This is a genomic window from Pseudomonas sp. KT_2_4, from assembly GCF_041410225.1.
GTDB classification, from domain to species: Bacteria; Pseudomonadota; Gammaproteobacteria; order Pseudomonadales; family Pseudomonadaceae; genus Aquipseudomonas; species Aquipseudomonas paracarnis.
This window is the reverse complement of record NZ_CP166962.1, coordinates 4,440,026-4,454,688: the sequence shown is the minus strand read 5'-3', so window position 1 is coordinate 4,454,688 and position 14,663 is coordinate 4,440,026. Positions and strand designations below refer to the sequence as shown.

The following is a 14,663-nucleotide window of genomic DNA, read 5'->3' as shown; positions in this document are numbered from 1 at the left end:
TGTCAAAACCTTTAAACCGCTGGGTGCGGTGGGGTTTTCAGGCGGGCAGTGTACCTTATGCCGCATTTTGGCCGATTTGCCGCCATCGCAGGCAAGCCCCCTCCCACATTTGGATGTGTGAATACCGTCAAATGTGGGAGCTGGCTTGCCTGCGATGGCAGCGACGCGGTCTTAGCCTTTGGCCCCACGCTCAATCGCAAACCCAGCCCAGGTCTGGCTCACCGGCATCAGCTCCAGGCGGTTGATGTTCACGTGGGCCGGGGTGTTCATCACCCAGAAAATCGTATCGGCAATGTCCTGCGGCTGGATCGGCTCGGCACCTGCGTAGGTGGCGTCATAACGCGCCTGGTCACCGCCGAAGCGCACCAGGGAGAACTCGCTTTCACACAAGCCCGGCTCGATATTGGTCACGCGCACGCCGGTGCCTTGCAGGTCGCAGCGCAGGTTCAACGAAAACTGCTTCACGAACGCCTTGGAACCGCCATACACATGGCTGCCCGGGTACGGGTAGTTACCGGCGATGGAGCCCAGGTTGATGATCCCGGCCCCGCGGCCATGGGCAATCAGGCGCGGCAACAGCAGGTTGGTGGTGGTCAGCAGGCCCTTGATGTTGGTATCGACCATGGTTTCCCAATCGTCGAGGTCGCACTTGGGCGCAGGGTCGGTGCCCACGGCTAGGCCGGCGTTGTTGATCAGGCCGCGCAGCGTGGCGAACGACGGCGGCAGGTTGGCGATGGCCTCCTCCATGCCTTTGCGGTCGCGCACATCCACCACCAGGCCATGCACTTCGGTCTGCTTGGAAAGCTCTTGGACCAAGGCATTCAAGCGCTCGGCACGACGACCGGTGAGCACCAGTTTCCAGCCGGCCTCGGCAAAACGACGGGCACAGGCTTCGCCGAAACCTGAAGTAGCGCCAGTGATAAACAGCGTGTCGGACATGGTGTTCTCCTTGCGGGCATCGGGAAAAAAACAGCCAGCAGAATGCCCTTACGCCGCGTTTGCGGCAACCGCTGTGCACACACGCGCATGCTTGACTGATCACTTTTTAATCAAGCGACGCAAAGCCTTATAAACCGTAGCTTGCAGCCATATGCGCGCAGGTTATCCACAACTGCGCCCACAGTCTTTGGGGGCAAGTGCAAACGGCTCAAAGCCACTGTGTACAAGGGTTGCAGGCGGTTTTATAAAGTTTTTTGCTTGACCTGGGCAAGCGCCTATGTAGCCGGCGACAAATGCTGAAAAACACAACGATGGCTCCAGGCCAGTCATTGCGGCCCCTGCGCGCGTCTTTCCAGAGTTTAATCACAGACTTATCCACAGGCCGGAACGACTTATTTCGTTCATATACCTGTGTCTTTAAACAGGTTGACAAACCCTTGAGACGGTCGCGAAAAACACACTGATCGAAAAACAACCAACACGCTACAAGCCACGTGGTTAAAGGCTTTCAGCCAGCTACTCCCACGTTACCCACAGCCGGTTCCACAGTGGATGGGGACAAGTCAAAACTGTGACAAAACAGGGATTTGCGGCGACTATATGTCGCGCTTTTGAGGTGGGCTGGATTTGTTTTCCACAATTTGGTTGAGCGCTTGTGGACATCGCAAAAACAAATGTGGGAACCGGCTTTGGGTGGGAGCTAACTTGCCTGCGATGCGGCCACCTCGGTATGTCAGCTAAACCGAGGTGATGCTGTCGCGGGCAAGCCCGGCTCCCACATAAGGCCCGGTTCCCACAGGGTTGATGCGCCTGGATCTTAGGTCAGTGGCCGCCCAGGTAGGCGTTGCGCACGTCCTCGTTCACCAGCAACTCCTTGCCGGTGCCGGTCAGGCGAATCTCACCATTGACCATCACATACGCTCGGTCCGACAGGCGCAGCGCATGGTTGGCGTTCTGCTCCACCAGGAAGATGGTCATACCGGTGGACGCCAGCTCGCGCAGGGTGGAAAAGATCTGCTTCACCACAATCGGCGCCAACCCCAGGCTTGGCTCATCGAGCAGCAACAGCTTGGGCCGGCTCATCAGCGCACGGGCGATGGCGAGCATTTGTTGCTCACCACCGGACATGGTCATCGCCCGCTGGTTGCGCCGCTCCTTGAGCCTGGGGAACAGCTCGAACATGCGTTGCATGTCCTCGCTGGCGAACTTGTCGCCAATGGGGATAGTGCCCATCAGCAGGTTTTCCTCGACGGTCATGTCGGGGAACACCCGCCGCCCTTCCGGCGACTGCGCAATGCCGTTGGAAGCGATGTAGTGGGACGATTTGTGGGTAATGTCGACGCCGTTGTAGAGGATCTGCCCCGACTCGGCCCGAGGCTGACCGAAGATCGACATCAGTAACGTGGACTTACCCGCGCCATTGGAGCCGATCAGGCTGACGGTTTCGCCTTCGTTGATGTGCAGCGAGACTTTTTTCAGGGCCTGGATCGGGCCGTAGAACACGTCCAGGTCCTTCATTTCGAGGATAGGTGCACTCATACCAACTCCTCTTCATCCGCGCCCAGGTAGGCGGCGATCACTTTCGGGTCGTTGCGGATCGCATCCGGGCCGCCTTCGGCGATCACGTTGCCGTGGTCCAGCACCACAATGTGGTCGGAAATACTCATCACCATGCCCATGTCGTGTTCGATCAGCACCACCGTAAGGTCGTGTTCGTCGCGCAGCAGGCGAATCATCGCGCTGAGGGCTTCGGTTTCCTGTGGATTGAGGCCCGCTGCCGGTTCGTCCAGGCAGATGATCTGCGGCCGCGTGCACATGGCGCGGGCGATTTCCAGGCGGCGCTGCTGGCCGTAGGAGAGCTCGCCGGCCAGACGGTTGGCGCAGTCCACCAGGTCGACCACTTCCAGCCAGTAGAATGCGCAGTCCAGCGCATCGCTTTCGGCCTTGCGGTAGCCTTTGGTATTGAGGATGCCGGCAAGCATGTTGCGGTTGACCCACATGTGCTGGGCCACCAGCAGGTTTTCCAGCACCGACATTTCCTTGAACAGGCGAATGTTCTGGAAAGTGCGCGCCAGGCCGGCACGGTTCACCAGATGGGTGCCGCCGAACATCTTGTAGTACACGCGGCTGAGGAAGCTTTTGGGCGAGACAAAGTCGGTGGCCTCAAAGCGCTCACCCAGCAACTGAATGACGTTGGTTTGCTTGCCCCGCACGTTGAGCTCGATCTTGCCGCCACTGGCTTTGTAAAAGCCGGTGAGGCAGTTGAACACCGTGGTCTTGCCGGCGCCGTTGGGGCCGATCAGGGCGAAGATCGAGTTGCGTTTGACCTGTAGGCTCACATCACTGAGGGCCTTGATGCCCCCGAAGTGCATCATCAGGTGTTCGACAGACAGCACGACTTCCTTGCTCATGGCGCTACCCCCTTGCGTGGCGTCACACCGGTACGACTAATCCGAATCAAGCCACGCGGTCGCCAGATCATCATCACCACCATCAACACCCCAAACAGCAGCACGCGGTACTCGGAAAAACTACGCAGCAGTTCCGGCGCCACGGTCAACACGAACGCTGCGATCACCACGCCGACCGTCGAGCCCATGCCGCCCAACACCACGATGGCGAGGATCAACGCCGACTCGAAGAAGGTAAACGACGATGGGTTGACGAAGCCCTGGTAGCTGGCAAAGAACACCCCGGCCAAACCGGCGGTGGACGCGCCGATGGTGAAGGCCGAGAGTTTGACCAGCACATGGTTCAGGCCCATGGAACGGCAGGCGATTTCATCTTCGCGCAGGGCTTCCCAGGCGCGACCGACCGGCATGCGCGTCAGGCGATGCTTGATGTACAGCACGGCCAGCACCACCAGAAACAGCACGATGTAGATGAACATGAACTTGATGTTGGGGTTGTAATCGATGCCGAAAAACTCGTGAAACGGAATGCCGCCATCCTTCGCACGCTTGCCGAACTCCAGGCCCAGGAAGGTCGGTGACGGCACGGGCATCCCGTTCGGGCCGCCGGTGAACGACAGCCAGTTGTTGAGCACCAGGCGTATGATTTCACCAAAACCCAGGGTCACGATGGCCAGGTAGTCACCGTGCATTCGCAGCACCGGGAAGCCGAGTATGCACCCCGCCAACGCCGCCGCGATGGCCGCCAGTGGCAGCACCGTCCAGAAGCCCAGGCCCAGGTATTGATAACCCAGCGCCAGGCCGTAGGCACCGATGGCATAGAACGCCACGTAACCCAGGTCGAGCAGGCCCGCCAGGCCCACCACGATGTTCAGCCCCAGGCCGAGCAATACGTAGATCAGCCCCAGGATCACCACGGTGAGCAGGTACTTGTTGGCAAAGATCGGGAACACGATGGCGATCACGATCAACGCCGGGATGATCCAGCGCAGCCGCGACTTGTAGTCCGGTGGCAGCACGTGCACGCCGGAGCCGCTGCTCTCGAACCCCTGCAGGATCTTCACGCCCTTGGAAGTTTGCAGGAACAGGCTCAAGGCAAAGCGCCCGGCCATCACGATAGCGACCAGCACGGCAACCCGCGCAGGTTCCAGGTTGAAGCTGTAGCCGTCGAGCACCACGCCGACAATCGGGCCGAATACGATCAGCGAAATCAGCCCCGCGAGGACCGTATCGACCACACTTTTCTTGATATCAATGGATTTGGCAGCAGACATGTTTACACCTTCGCCACAAGTGGGCGACCAAGCAGGCCCTGGGGACGGAAAATCAGAATCACCACCAGCAGGGAGAAACTGAACACGTCTTTGTAGTCAGAGTTGATCAACCCCGAGAACAGCGACTCGGAGATACCGAGGATGATCCCGCCCAGCATCGCCCCAGGCAGGGAGCCGATGCCGCCGAGGACCGCCGCGGTAAACGCCTTGATGCCGATGATGAAGCCGGCATAGAAGTCGAAGGTGCCGTAGTTGAGGGTGATCAGCACGCCGGCCAGGGCAGCCATGGCTGCGCCGATGACGAACACGTAGGAGATCACGCGGTCGGTGTTGATGCCCAGGATCGAGGCCATCTTACGGTCTTGCTGGGTGGCGCGGCACATGCGGCCGAGCTTGGTGTATTTGATGATGTAGGTGAGCAAGGCCATGCCGGCGAACGCCGCCACGAGGATGAACACTTTGGTGTAGGTCAGTTGCACGAACCCGGTGCCGATATCGACGCGCCAGGCGCCGGCCAGCAGGGTGGGAATGCCTTGTTGCTTGGCGCCCTGGGCGATCTGCGCGTAGTTCTGCAGGATCAGCGAGATACCGATGGCGCTGATCAGCGGTGCCAGGCGGGTGGAGTTACGCAGGGGTTTGTAGGCGACACGCTCAATCACCCAACCGTACACGCCGGTGACGACTACGGTGAAGATCAAAGTACCGAGAATGAGCAGCGGGAAGGATTCGATGCCGAAGTAAGCCAGCAGTGCCAGACTGATCGCCGCGAGGTAAGCGGAAATCATATAAACCTCGCCGTGGGCGAAGTTGATCATGCCAATGATGCCATAGACCATTGTGTAGCCGATGGCGATCAGGCCATAGACCGACCCGAGGGTCAGGCCGTTGACCAGTTGCTGCAGGAAAATACCATCCATAACGCAATCTCACGCGGTGAGCACCTGCACACCGGTGGGTGTGCGGCGCTTCTGGAGGAAAAGACAGGTTTGTTGCAATAGAGCAGGCAACCAGGCCCTCTGTGGGAGCTGGCTTGCCTGCGATAGCGGTTTCACATTCAACACAGGGTTGGCATTGAGTCCGTCATCGCGGGCAAGCCCGGCTCCCACAGGGATCAAGGTGTTCAGGCCGTCGCGTTATTACTTCTGCTTTTCCAACTGATGGTATTTGCCGTCTTTGTCCCACTGGTAAACCACGTAGTCAGAGACTTTCAGGTCGCCCTTGGCATCCCAGGCTTTTTCGCCCATGACGGTTTTAACCGGGTTGGCCTTGAGCCACTTGGCAGCGTCTTCGCCCTTGTTGGACTTGGCACCGTTGAAGCCGGCGGCCAGGGCCTGGATCGAGGCGTAAGCGTACAGGGTGTAGCCTTCAGGCTCGGTACCGTTCTTGCGGAACTCTTCCACGACCGTCTTGCTGTCTGGCAGCAGGCGCGGGTCGGCGCCGAAGGTCATGTACACACCATCAACGTACTGCGCGCCGCCGGCGGTGGCTACCAGTTCGTCGGTGACCACGCCGTCATCGGACATGAACTTGACGTCTTTGAGGCCCGCTTCGCGGATCTGGCGCACCAGTGGGCCGGCTTCCGGATGCAAGCCGCCGAAGTACACGACGTCGGCGCCCAGGGAACGGATCTTGGTAACCAGGGCGCTGAAGTCTTTCTCGCCCCGGGTCAGGCCCTCTTCCAGCACCGGCTTGACGCCGCGCTTGGTCAACTGCGCAGCGGTGGCGTCGGCCAGGCCTTTGCCGTAGGTGTCCTTGTCGTTGATCACCGCGACTTTCTTGCCCTTGAGCACGTCGACGATGTAGTCGCCGGCGACGATGCCTTGCTGGTCGTCACGCCCGCACATACGGAACATGGCGCCCAGGCCGCGTTCGGTCACTTGTGGGTTGGTGGAGCCTGGGGTGATGGCGATGATGCCCGCTTCGTCGTAAACCTCAGACGCCGGGATGGTGTTGGATGAGCAGAAGTGCCCGACCACACCGATCACTTTGTCCTGGTCGGCCAGGCGGTTGGCCACGGCCACGGCCTGCTTGGGTTCGCAGGCGTCATCGCCCGCCACCAGCTTGATCTGCTCGCCGTTGATGCCGCCGGCCTTGTTGATAACGTCGGCTGCCGCCTGGGCACCCTTCATGTACTGCTCACCGAAAGCGGCGTTGGCACCCGTCATCGGGCCCGCCACACCAATTTTCACATCAGCTTGAACAAACGTAGAAACACCCAGCGCCGCAGCAACGGCGAGGGCCAGAAAACCTTTCTTGTAAAACGTCTGGGACATGAGTGGTGCTCCGATATTTTTGATTTTTGGCACGACAACTTGCATTCAAACTTTTCACTGAAAGCTCAGAGCAAGCCGCGTGCCATTACTTTTTTATTCTTCAAAAAGACACGGTGTCATTGTTATTACAGGCGTTTCGACGCCTTTTGCCAGGACGTGCAACCGTCTAGCGTCTACGGGTGCAACCAGCACTGCAAAAAAGTACAACCCTGGTAGGTCGCACCTGCAACCACAGGCATAAACGACAGTTCCTACAGCTGTAACAATGTGCGTAACGGAACTGCACATTTACAGTGCGTGATTGCTACGACTTGCACCAATACAGATGGGTAGCCTGCTAAGAAAACGCAGGCTTCTGAGGAGTATTTCGCTGATCAGATCACGATCCTCAGGCATTGCCCGGCGTGATAGAGCGAGAAGCCGGCTTCATACAGGCAACTGCGCAGGCCCACAGCGGCCAGAGGTTGCATAGGGGCAAAAGGGATCGGTAAGGCTTGGGGGTCCTGGTGACACAGGTAGTCGGCAAACGCCTTGCCCACTACGCTGCCGGTGGTCACCCCGCGCCCGTTATAACCGGTAACCGCCACCAGGCCGGGGGCCGGTTCGAACAGGCGCATCAAGTGGTCGGGGGTGAACGCGATGCAGCCGGTCCAGGTGAATTCCCATTGCACCGGTTTGAGGTACGGGAAGTAGTGTTGCTGCACCCGATCGGCCCATGCCTTGAGGAACCACGCCGGCTTCTGGTTGCCGTTACCCAGGCTGCCCAGCAACAGGCGCCCGTCGGCATCGCGGCGAATACTGCTCAGGACCTGGCGCGTGTCCCACGAACCCTGGCCGCCGGGGAGGATCTGTTTGGCCGCGTCATCGGTCAGCGGCGCCGACGCCACCTGGTAGTAATAGCCGGGGAAGAAGTTACGCCGCAGTTCAGTCCATTCGCCTTCGGTGTAGGCGTTGGAGGCGATCACCACCTGCGCGGCCTGCACCGCGCCCTCGGCGGTCTGCACCGACCAATCGGCGCCTTGGCGTTCAAGCTGGGTGACCGGAGAATGGTCAAACAACTGCCCGCCCAACGCTGCGGCGGCATTTGCCAACCCAGTGGTGTAGCCCATGGGGTTCAAGGTGCCGGCGCGCCGATCCAGCAACGCGGCGGCGATTTTCCGGGTACCGGTGGCGTGCTCGCAGGCCTGGCCGGTGAGTAACTCAACCGGTGCGCCACGGCGCTTCCACTGCTGCTCACGGCTGCGCAAGTCCGCCTCGCCACGGGCGTTGTGCGCCATGTGCAAGGTGCCTTCACGGCGCAATTGGCAGTCGATGTTGTACTTGTCGATCAGGCTGAACACCAGGGACGGCGCCGCACCCAACATGCGGTTGAGCTGGCTGCCCACCGCTGTGCCGAAACCGGCCTCGATCTCGTCCGGTGGAATCCACAGGCCGGCGTTGACCAGCCCTACGTTGCGCCCCGAGCCGCCGTGACCGGTGCGATGGGCCTCCAGTACGACGACGCTTTTACCTTGTTCCAGCAAATGAATGGCCGCCGACAAACCGGTGATGCCGGCGCCGATCACGCACACATCCACCTTGACCGCGCCCTTGAGCGCGGCTCGGTCGGGACGGCCTGGGGTGAGGTGTTCCCATAAACATGTTTCGCGCAGTGCCATTGCCAGACTCCGGGATGAATTCACCACCGCTCGTTCCCACGCTCTGCGTGGGAATGTAGCCTTGGACGCTCCGCGTCCGCATTGTCGTGACGCGGAGCGTCACAGAATGCGTTCCCACGCAGAGCGTGGGAACGATCAGTCTGGTCAGTCGAACGTGATGCCTTGTGCCAACGGCAGTTCCAGCGAGTAGTTCACAGTATTGGTTTGCCGGCGCATATACCCGCGCCACGCATCCGAGCCCGATTCACGCCCGCCGCCGGTTTCTTTTTCACCCCCGAACGCGCCACCGATCTCCGCGCCGCTCGGGCCGATGTTGACGTTGGCAATGCCACAGTCACTGCCCACCGCCGACATGAACTGCTCGGCTTCACGCACGTCGGTAGTGAAGATGCAGGACGACAAACCTTGTGGCACGGCATTGTTCAGGCGCAGGGCTTCGGCGAAGTCGGTGTAGCCGACCACGTAAAGAATCGGCGCGAAGGTTTCGCTGCACACCACGTCGCTTTGCTCGGGCATTTCCACGATGGCCGGCGATACGTAGTAGGCGTTGGGGAATGTGTCTTGCAGTTGGCGCTTGCCGCCGAACACCTTGCCGCCTTCGCTCAAGGCTTGCTCAAGGGCGTCCTGCATGTTGTCGAAACTGTGCTTGTCGATCAGCGGGCCGATCAGGTTGCCTTCCAGTGGGTGGCCGATGCGCACTTTGGAATAGGCGGCCTTGAGGCGGGTGACGATTTCTTCCTTGACCGACTCATGGGCGATCAGCCGGCGCAGGGTGGTGCAGCGTTGGCCGGCGGTGCCCACCGCGCTGAAGAGGATGGCGCGCACGGCCATGTCCAGGTCGGCGCTTGGGCCGAGAATCATCGCGTTGTTGCCGCCCAGTTCAAGGATGCTGCGGGCGAAACGTGCGGCGACTTTGGGTGCCACTTCACGGCCCATACGCGTGCTGCCGGTGGCGCTGATCAGGGCGACGCGCGGGTCATCCACCAGCGCAGCGCCGGCGTCACGGCCGCCGATGATCACTTGGCTGAGGTACTCGGGGGCACCGTCGAATTTTTTCAGTACGCGCTCGAACAAGGCCTGGCAGGCCAGTGCAGTGAGCGGGGTCTTTTCCGACGGTTTCCAGATCACCGCGTTGCCGCACACCAAGGCCAGCGCAGTGTTCCACGCCCACACAGCCACCGGGAAGTTGAAGGCGCTGATCACGCCGACCACGCCCAGCGGGTGCCAGGTTTCACGCATATGGTGGCCTGGGCGCTCGGAGGCGATGGTCAAGCCGTACAACTGGCGCGACAGGCCGACGGCGAAGTCGCAGATGTCGATCATCTCCTGCACTTCACCCAAGCCTTCCTGGGTAATCTTGCCCGCTTCCCAGGAAACGAGTTCGCCCAGGTCGGCCTTGTACTCGCGCAATACGTCGCCGAACTGGCGCACCAGCTCGCCACGTCGCGGCGCCGGCACCTTGCGCCAGGCCTCGAATGCATGCTCGGCGCGACTGACCTGTTGCTCCACCTCGGCGGCGCCTTCCCAGTGCACACTGCCGATACGGCTGCCATCAATCGGTGAATGCACGGGTTGTTTTCCAGCCTGGTACAGCGCCGGGTTTACCCCGAGACGATCAAGCAATGCGGCAACCATGGGTCACTCCTTCAATCTGCAGACAAAAATTCGCGCCGCAATACGCACGGCGATCCTGGCCCTATTTTTAGCTGGCCCAAGACTTGCCAACAAACGACGATTAGGCGAGATATCATTCCCTTTATTCATGCAAAGAATAAAAAGAGGCATGCCGTGCTGAACAAAAGACATTTGCCCTCGATCACCGCCCTGCAGTGTTTCGAAGCGGCCACCCGCCACCTGAGCTTCACCCGCGCCGCCGAGGAACTGAACCTCACCCAAAGCGCGGTGAGCAAACAAGTAGCGCAGTTGGAAGAACTGTTGCAACACCTGCTGTTTCGCCGCGTGCGCCGCCGCTTGCAGATGACCCCGGCGGGCGACCTGTACCTGGTGGAGGTGCGCAAGATCCTCACCCAGGTGGAAATGTCCACCCACTACCTGCGCTCCTACGGGGGCGAAACCGAAGTGCTGCGCGTGTCCACGCCCTACACCTTCGGAGCACGCTGGCTGGTGCCGCGCCTCAAAGGCTGGCGTTTGCGCCACCCGCAGATCCACCTGGACCTGTGCAACGAACAGGACCCGGACGAGTTACTGCAAGGCAAGGCCGACATGGCGTTCTATTTCGGCCAGGGCGCACGTCCCGGCACCGAGAGCCTGAAACTGTTCAGTGAAGAGCTGGTACCGGTGTGTTCGCCCGACAGCCTGCCCGCCCAGCCTTTCACCGACCCCACGCAACTGAGCGACCTGGTGCTACTGCAAAACGCCTCGCGGCCCCAGGGCTGGCATGACTGGTTCGCCAGCCAGGGCTTCCATACCGAGCACAGCTACCATGGCCCGCGGTTCGACACGTTTTATATGTGTATCCGTGCGGCGCAGGTGGGATGCGGCGTGGCGTTATTGCCGCGCTTTCTGGTGGAGGAGGAATTGGCCGAGGGCAAGTTGGTGATCCCCTGGCAACATGCGATGCCGAGCCAGGATGCTTACTACCTGGCGTATCCTGAGCATTCGGCAGAGGTGCCCAAGGTGCGCGAGTTTGTGAAGTGGATGATGGAGCAGGTGCTTTAGCGCCTGGAGAATCGCCATCGCAGGCAAGCCAGCTCCCACCGTTTGGAATGCACTTCAAATGTGGGAGCTGGCTTGCCTGCGATGGCGCCAGTGGCCTTACTGAAAAAATCACTGGCAAAACCCCACAAGTCTATGCGCCACTAACCCCCTTCCTCAATTGTGCGTAAAGGCCGGCCTCCATCGCCGACCCGTCTGGAGATTCCCGTTATGAGCGAGAGTGTGTTTGCCGATCGCATCGTGCAGAACCTGCTCGACACCGACTTCTACAAGCTGACCATGATGCAGGCGGTGCTGCACAACTACCCGAACGTGGAAGTTGAATGGGAGTTTCGTTGCCGTAACAGCGAAGACCTGCGCCCTTACCTGGCGGAGATTCGTTACCAGATCGAGCGCCTCGCCGAGCTGAGCCTGAGCCCCGATCAACTGGGGTTCCTGGAACGCATCAGCTTTATGAAGCCGGATTTTCTGCGTTTCCTCGGGCTGTTTCGCTTCAACCTGCGGTATGTGCAAACCGGCATCGAGAACGGCGAGTTGTTTATCCGCCTGCGCGGACCGTGGCTGCATGTGATCCTGTTTGAAGTGCCAATGCTGGCCATCGTCAGCGAGGTGCGTAACCGCTACCGCTACCAGACCGTGATCCTTGAACAGGCCCGCGAGCAGCTGTATCGCAAGTTCGACTGGTTGACCGCCAACGCCAGCAGCGATGAGCTGTCGGAGCTGCAAGTGGCGGACTTCGGCACGCGCCGGCGCTTTTCCTACCGGGTGCAAGAGGAAGTGGTCAGCGTGCTCAAGCACGATTTCCCTGGCCGTTTTGTCGGCACCAGCAACGTGCACCTGGCGCGCGAATTCGATATGAAGCCGCTGGGCACCATGGCCCACGAGTGGATCATGGCCCACCAGCAACTCGGCCCACGCCTGATCGACAGCCAGATCGCCGCCCTTGATTGCTGGGTGCGCGAGTACCGTGGCCTGTTGGGTATCGCCCTCACCGATTGCATCACCACCGACGCGTTTCTGGGCGACTTCGACTTGTACTTCGCCAAGCTGTTCGACGGCCTGCGCCATGACTCCGGTGATCCGATCCAGTGGGCAGAAAAAGCCATCGCTCACTACCACAAGCTGGGCATCGAACCGATGAGCAAGACCCTGGTGTTCTCCGACAGTCTGACATTGCCCAAAGCCTTGGAAATATTCCGGGCGTTGCGCGGTCGCATTAATGTGAGCTTTGGCATCGGCACCAACCTGACCTGTGATATTCCAGGGGTGGAACCGATGAGCATCGTGCTTAAAATGACCGCCTGCAATGGCCAGCCCGTCGCAAAAATTTCCGATGAAGCGGGCAAGACCCATTGCACCGACCCGAATTTTGTCGCCTATTTGCGTCACGTTTTCAAAGTACCTGCCCTATCCAGCAAGGAGTGAATCATGCAAGCCGTACAGCGTGAGATTGCACAACAGCTCAAGGTGCAAGCCCCGTTCAAGGACCAGGCCGCACTCGAAGCCGAGGTTGCCCGGCGCGTGGCCTTTATCCAGGACTGCCTGCGCAATTCCGGGCTCAAGACCCTGGTGCTCGGCATCAGTGGTGGTGTCGACTCCCTGACCGCAGGCCTGTTGGCCCAACGTGCGGTGCAGGAACTGCGCGCCAGCACCGGCGATGAGGCGTACCGCTTTATCGCCGTGCGCCTGCCCTACGAAACCCAGTTCGACGAGCACGACGCCCAGGCCTCGGTGGACTTTATCGAGCCGGATGAACGTCACACCGTGAACATCGGCCCGGCGGTTAAAGCCCTGGCCAATGAAGTGGCGGCCTTTGAAGGCAAGGCCGCGGCGTCCCGTGACTTCGTGCTGGGCAACACCAAGGCGCGTATGCGTATGGTGGCGCAGTACACCATCGCTGGCGCGGCCGGTGGGCTGGTGATCGGCACCGACCATGCGGCGGAAGCGGTGATGGGCTTCTACACCAAGTTCGGTGATGGCGCGTGCGATCTGGCACCGTTGAGCGGGCTGGTGAAGCATCAGGTGCGGGCCATTGCCCGTCACTTTGGCGCGCCGGAATCGCTGGTGGAGAAGGTACCGACCGCCGACCTGGAAGACCTGTCGCCGGGCAAGCCGGACGAGGCGTCACATGGCGTGACCTATGCCGAGATTGATGCGTTCCTGCAGGGTGAGCCGGTGCGTGAGGAGGCGTTCAGGATTATCTGCGAGACCTATCGCAAGACTGAGCACAAGCGGGTGATGCCGTTTGCGCCTTGAGGTGAACCTGATCGTTTTGCATTGATTGTCACATCGCCATCGCAGGCAAGCCAGCTCCCACACTTGACCGGATTCCAACATGGGAATGCGGTCGAATGTGGGAGCTGGCTTGCCTGCGATGAACGATAACGCGGTCTTACTTCAGAACCACAGCACCTTTCATCATCGAGATGTGGCCTGGGAACGAGCAGAAGAAGCTGTATTTCTCATCGGCCTTCAGCTTGGAGACGTCGAAGGTCACCGAATCTTTCTCGCCGGCACCGATGATCTTGGTGTGGGCGATGATGCGCTCATCACCGGCTTTCAGGTAATCCTTGTCGATCCCCGCAGCCATGCCGTCGGTTGCCACCGGTTGCATATTGGCTTCGGTAGTCAGCACCCAGTTATGGCCCATCACGTTCTTGGGCAGGTTACCCGAGTGAGTCAGCTCAACGGTGAACTGCTTGCAGCTCTTGTCGATTTCAATCGCTTTGGTGTTGAACGACATTTGGTCGGTGGAGTCGACAGTGACCTTGCACTCTGCAGCAAGCAACTGGCCGCTCGCCAGAGTCAGCAGGGAAACAGCAACGAGTTTGGCAAACATGTGAATCTCCAAGGCAGGGTTTTAAAAACGCGGATTGCGGTAAGGGTGCCTCAATCAGGCTTGAGTTCTTATGATCTGAATCAACAGATTGTATACAACTTTAGGCTATCAGCTTCATCAACACAATCAACCAGCCAAACTGCCGCACCCTGATTATGATCGGCCCATCACTCACGGGAGTTCATGCCATGCACCTCAATCACCTGTTCAACGGCCTTCTGGCTGCCTACGCCTGCGGTAAGTGAAAGCAAAGGGCCCCCTGAAGCTGCTACCATGACGACCCGAGGCAGCTGCGCGCCGCCCACCCTCACCTTCGACCCTAGAGGATCGCCCATGGCCAAACCTAATTACTCCTTCGCCAAACGTCAGAGAGACTTGGCCAAGGAACAGAAGAAAGAGGAAAAGCTGCAACGCAAGAAAGCCGCTGCAGAGGAAGAAGCCGGCGCGCTGAACCCGGATGCCGAAGGTGAAGCGGCAACTGACGAGACCGAAACCCCGAAAGACCCAGCTGAATGATCGTTCCCACGCTCCGCGTGGGAATGCAGCCCCGGACGCTCCGCGTCCCGCACCAGGCTTGAAGCCAGCGCAAGGGT

13 protein-coding genes are annotated in these 14,663 nt (G+C 60.0%); 4 read left to right on the top strand and 9 right to left on the bottom strand.

Annotated elements, in window-relative coordinates; genetic code table 11:
- Positions 1–171 precede the first annotated feature (171 nt).
- The 8 genes from AB9N64_RS20430 to AB9N64_RS20395 form a co-directional block, all read right to left on the bottom strand.
- Positions 172–939, bottom strand: coding sequence for an SDR family oxidoreductase (locus tag AB9N64_RS20430; RefSeq protein WP_014716689.1), 768 nt, complete (start codon positions 937–939; stop codon positions 172–174).
- Between the two features lie 822 nt (positions 940–1,761).
- Positions 1,762–2,478, bottom strand: coding sequence for an ABC transporter ATP-binding protein (locus AB9N64_RS20425; RefSeq protein WP_003188103.1), 717 nt, complete (start codon positions 2,476–2,478; stop codon positions 1,762–1,764).
- The gene (locus AB9N64_RS20420) at positions 2,475–3,350 is read right to left on the bottom strand and encodes an ABC transporter ATP-binding protein (RefSeq protein ID WP_003188102.1); all 876 of its coding nucleotides are present in this window, start codon (positions 3,348–3,350) and stop codon (positions 2,475–2,477) included. The genes AB9N64_RS20425 and AB9N64_RS20420 overlap by 4 nt, the downstream gene beginning before the upstream one ends.
- Complete coding sequence (gene livM / locus AB9N64_RS20415) at positions 3,347–4,624, bottom strand: high-affinity branched-chain amino acid ABC transporter permease LivM (protein WP_014716688.1); 1,278 nt, start codon at positions 4,622–4,624, stop codon at positions 3,347–3,349. Before livM ends, AB9N64_RS20420 begins: the two co-directional genes overlap by 4 nt.
- 2 nt (positions 4,625–4,626) lie before the next feature.
- The gene (locus AB9N64_RS20410) at positions 4,627–5,541 is read right to left on the bottom strand and encodes a branched-chain amino acid ABC transporter permease (protein ID WP_003188099.1); all 915 of its coding nucleotides are present in this window, start codon (positions 5,539–5,541) and stop codon (positions 4,627–4,629) included.
- A 219-nt stretch (positions 5,542–5,760) separates the two neighbouring features.
- Positions 5,761–6,897, bottom strand: a complete 1,137-nt coding sequence (locus tag AB9N64_RS20405) for a branched-chain amino acid ABC transporter substrate-binding protein (RefSeq protein WP_005784282.1) — start codon at positions 6,895–6,897, stop codon at positions 5,761–5,763.
- Between the two features lie 374 nt (positions 6,898–7,271).
- Positions 7,272–8,555 (bottom strand): FAD-binding oxidoreductase, encoded by a 1,284-nt coding sequence (locus tag AB9N64_RS20400; protein ID WP_038448662.1) that lies wholly within the window; start codon positions 8,553–8,555, stop codon positions 7,272–7,274.
- A 144-nt stretch (positions 8,556–8,699) separates the two neighbouring features.
- Complete coding sequence (locus tag AB9N64_RS20395) at positions 8,700–10,190, bottom strand: aldehyde dehydrogenase family protein (protein ID WP_003188096.1); 1,491 nt, start codon at positions 10,188–10,190, stop codon at positions 8,700–8,702.
- A gap of 153 nt (positions 10,191–10,343) precedes the next feature.
- Between AB9N64_RS20395 and AB9N64_RS20390 the strand changes: the two genes are divergently transcribed.
- The 3 genes from AB9N64_RS20390 to nadE all read left to right on the top strand — a co-directional run bounded on the left by AB9N64_RS20390 (position 10,344) and on the right by nadE (position 13,487).
- Positions 10,344–11,234, top strand: a complete 891-nt coding sequence (locus AB9N64_RS20390; protein WP_014716686.1) for a LysR family transcriptional regulator — start codon at positions 10,344–10,346, stop codon at positions 11,232–11,234.
- A gap of 207 nt (positions 11,235–11,441) precedes the next feature.
- The gene (gene pncB, locus AB9N64_RS20385) at positions 11,442–12,656 is read left to right on the top strand and encodes a nicotinate phosphoribosyltransferase (protein ID WP_003188094.1); all 1,215 of its coding nucleotides are present in this window, start codon (positions 11,442–11,444) and stop codon (positions 12,654–12,656) included.
- Positions 12,657–12,659: 3 nt separating this feature from the next.
- The gene (gene nadE / locus AB9N64_RS20380) at positions 12,660–13,487 is read left to right on the top strand and encodes an ammonia-dependent NAD(+) synthetase (protein ID WP_014716685.1); all 828 of its coding nucleotides are present in this window, start codon (positions 12,660–12,662) and stop codon (positions 13,485–13,487) included.
- 136 nt (positions 13,488–13,623) lie between these two features.
- On the opposite strand, the gene azu is transcribed toward nadE, so the two are convergent.
- Positions 13,624–14,070 (bottom strand): azurin, encoded by a 447-nt coding sequence (gene azu, locus AB9N64_RS20375; RefSeq protein WP_014716684.1) that lies wholly within the window; start codon positions 14,068–14,070, stop codon positions 13,624–13,626.
- 333 nt (positions 14,071–14,403) lie between these two features.
- Here azu and AB9N64_RS20370 point away from each other — a divergent pair, with 333 nt between their 5' ends.
- Positions 14,404–14,586 carry a hypothetical protein gene (locus tag AB9N64_RS20370; RefSeq protein ID WP_014716683.1) on the top strand — a complete coding sequence of 61 codons (183 nt, stop codon included), beginning with the start codon at positions 14,404–14,406 and terminating at the stop codon, positions 14,584–14,586.
- Positions 14,587–14,663: the final 77 nt, after the last annotated feature.

Coding starts and splice junctions, on each gene's coding strand:
- AB9N64_RS20430 (WP_014716689.1), bottom strand. CDS start 939: ATGTCCGACACGCTGTTTATCACTGGCGCTACTTCAGGTTTCGGCGAA.
- AB9N64_RS20425 (WP_003188103.1), bottom strand. CDS start 2,478: ATGAGTGCACCTATCCTCGAAATGAAGGACCTGGACGTGTTCTACGGC.
- AB9N64_RS20420 (WP_003188102.1), bottom strand. CDS start 3,350: ATGAGCAAGGAAGTCGTGCTGTCTGTCGAACACCTGATGATGCACTTC.
- livM (WP_014716688.1), bottom strand. CDS start 4,624: ATGTCTGCTGCCAAATCCATTGATATCAAGAAAAGTGTGGTCGATACG.
- AB9N64_RS20410 (WP_003188099.1), bottom strand. CDS start 5,541: ATGGATGGTATTTTCCTGCAGCAACTGGTCAACGGCCTGACCCTCGGG.
- AB9N64_RS20405 (WP_005784282.1), bottom strand. CDS start 6,897: ATGTCCCAGACGTTTTACAAGAAAGGTTTTCTGGCCCTCGCCGTTGCT.
- AB9N64_RS20400 (WP_038448662.1), bottom strand. CDS start 8,555: ATGGCACTGCGCGAAACATGTTTATGGGAACACCTCACCCCAGGCCGT.
- AB9N64_RS20395 (WP_003188096.1), bottom strand. CDS start 10,190: ATGGTTGCCGCATTGCTTGATCGTCTCGGGGTAAACCCGGCGCTGTAC.
- pncB (WP_003188094.1), top strand. CDS start 11,442: ATGAGCGAGAGTGTGTTTGCCGATCGCATCGTGCAGAACCTGCTCGAC.
- nadE (WP_014716685.1), top strand. CDS start 12,660: ATGCAAGCCGTACAGCGTGAGATTGCACAACAGCTCAAGGTGCAAGCC.
- azu (WP_014716684.1), bottom strand. CDS start 14,070: ATGTTTGCCAAACTCGTTGCTGTTTCCCTGCTGACTCTGGCGAGCGGC.
- AB9N64_RS20370 (WP_014716683.1), top strand. CDS start 14,404: ATGGCCAAACCTAATTACTCCTTCGCCAAACGTCAGAGAGACTTGGCC.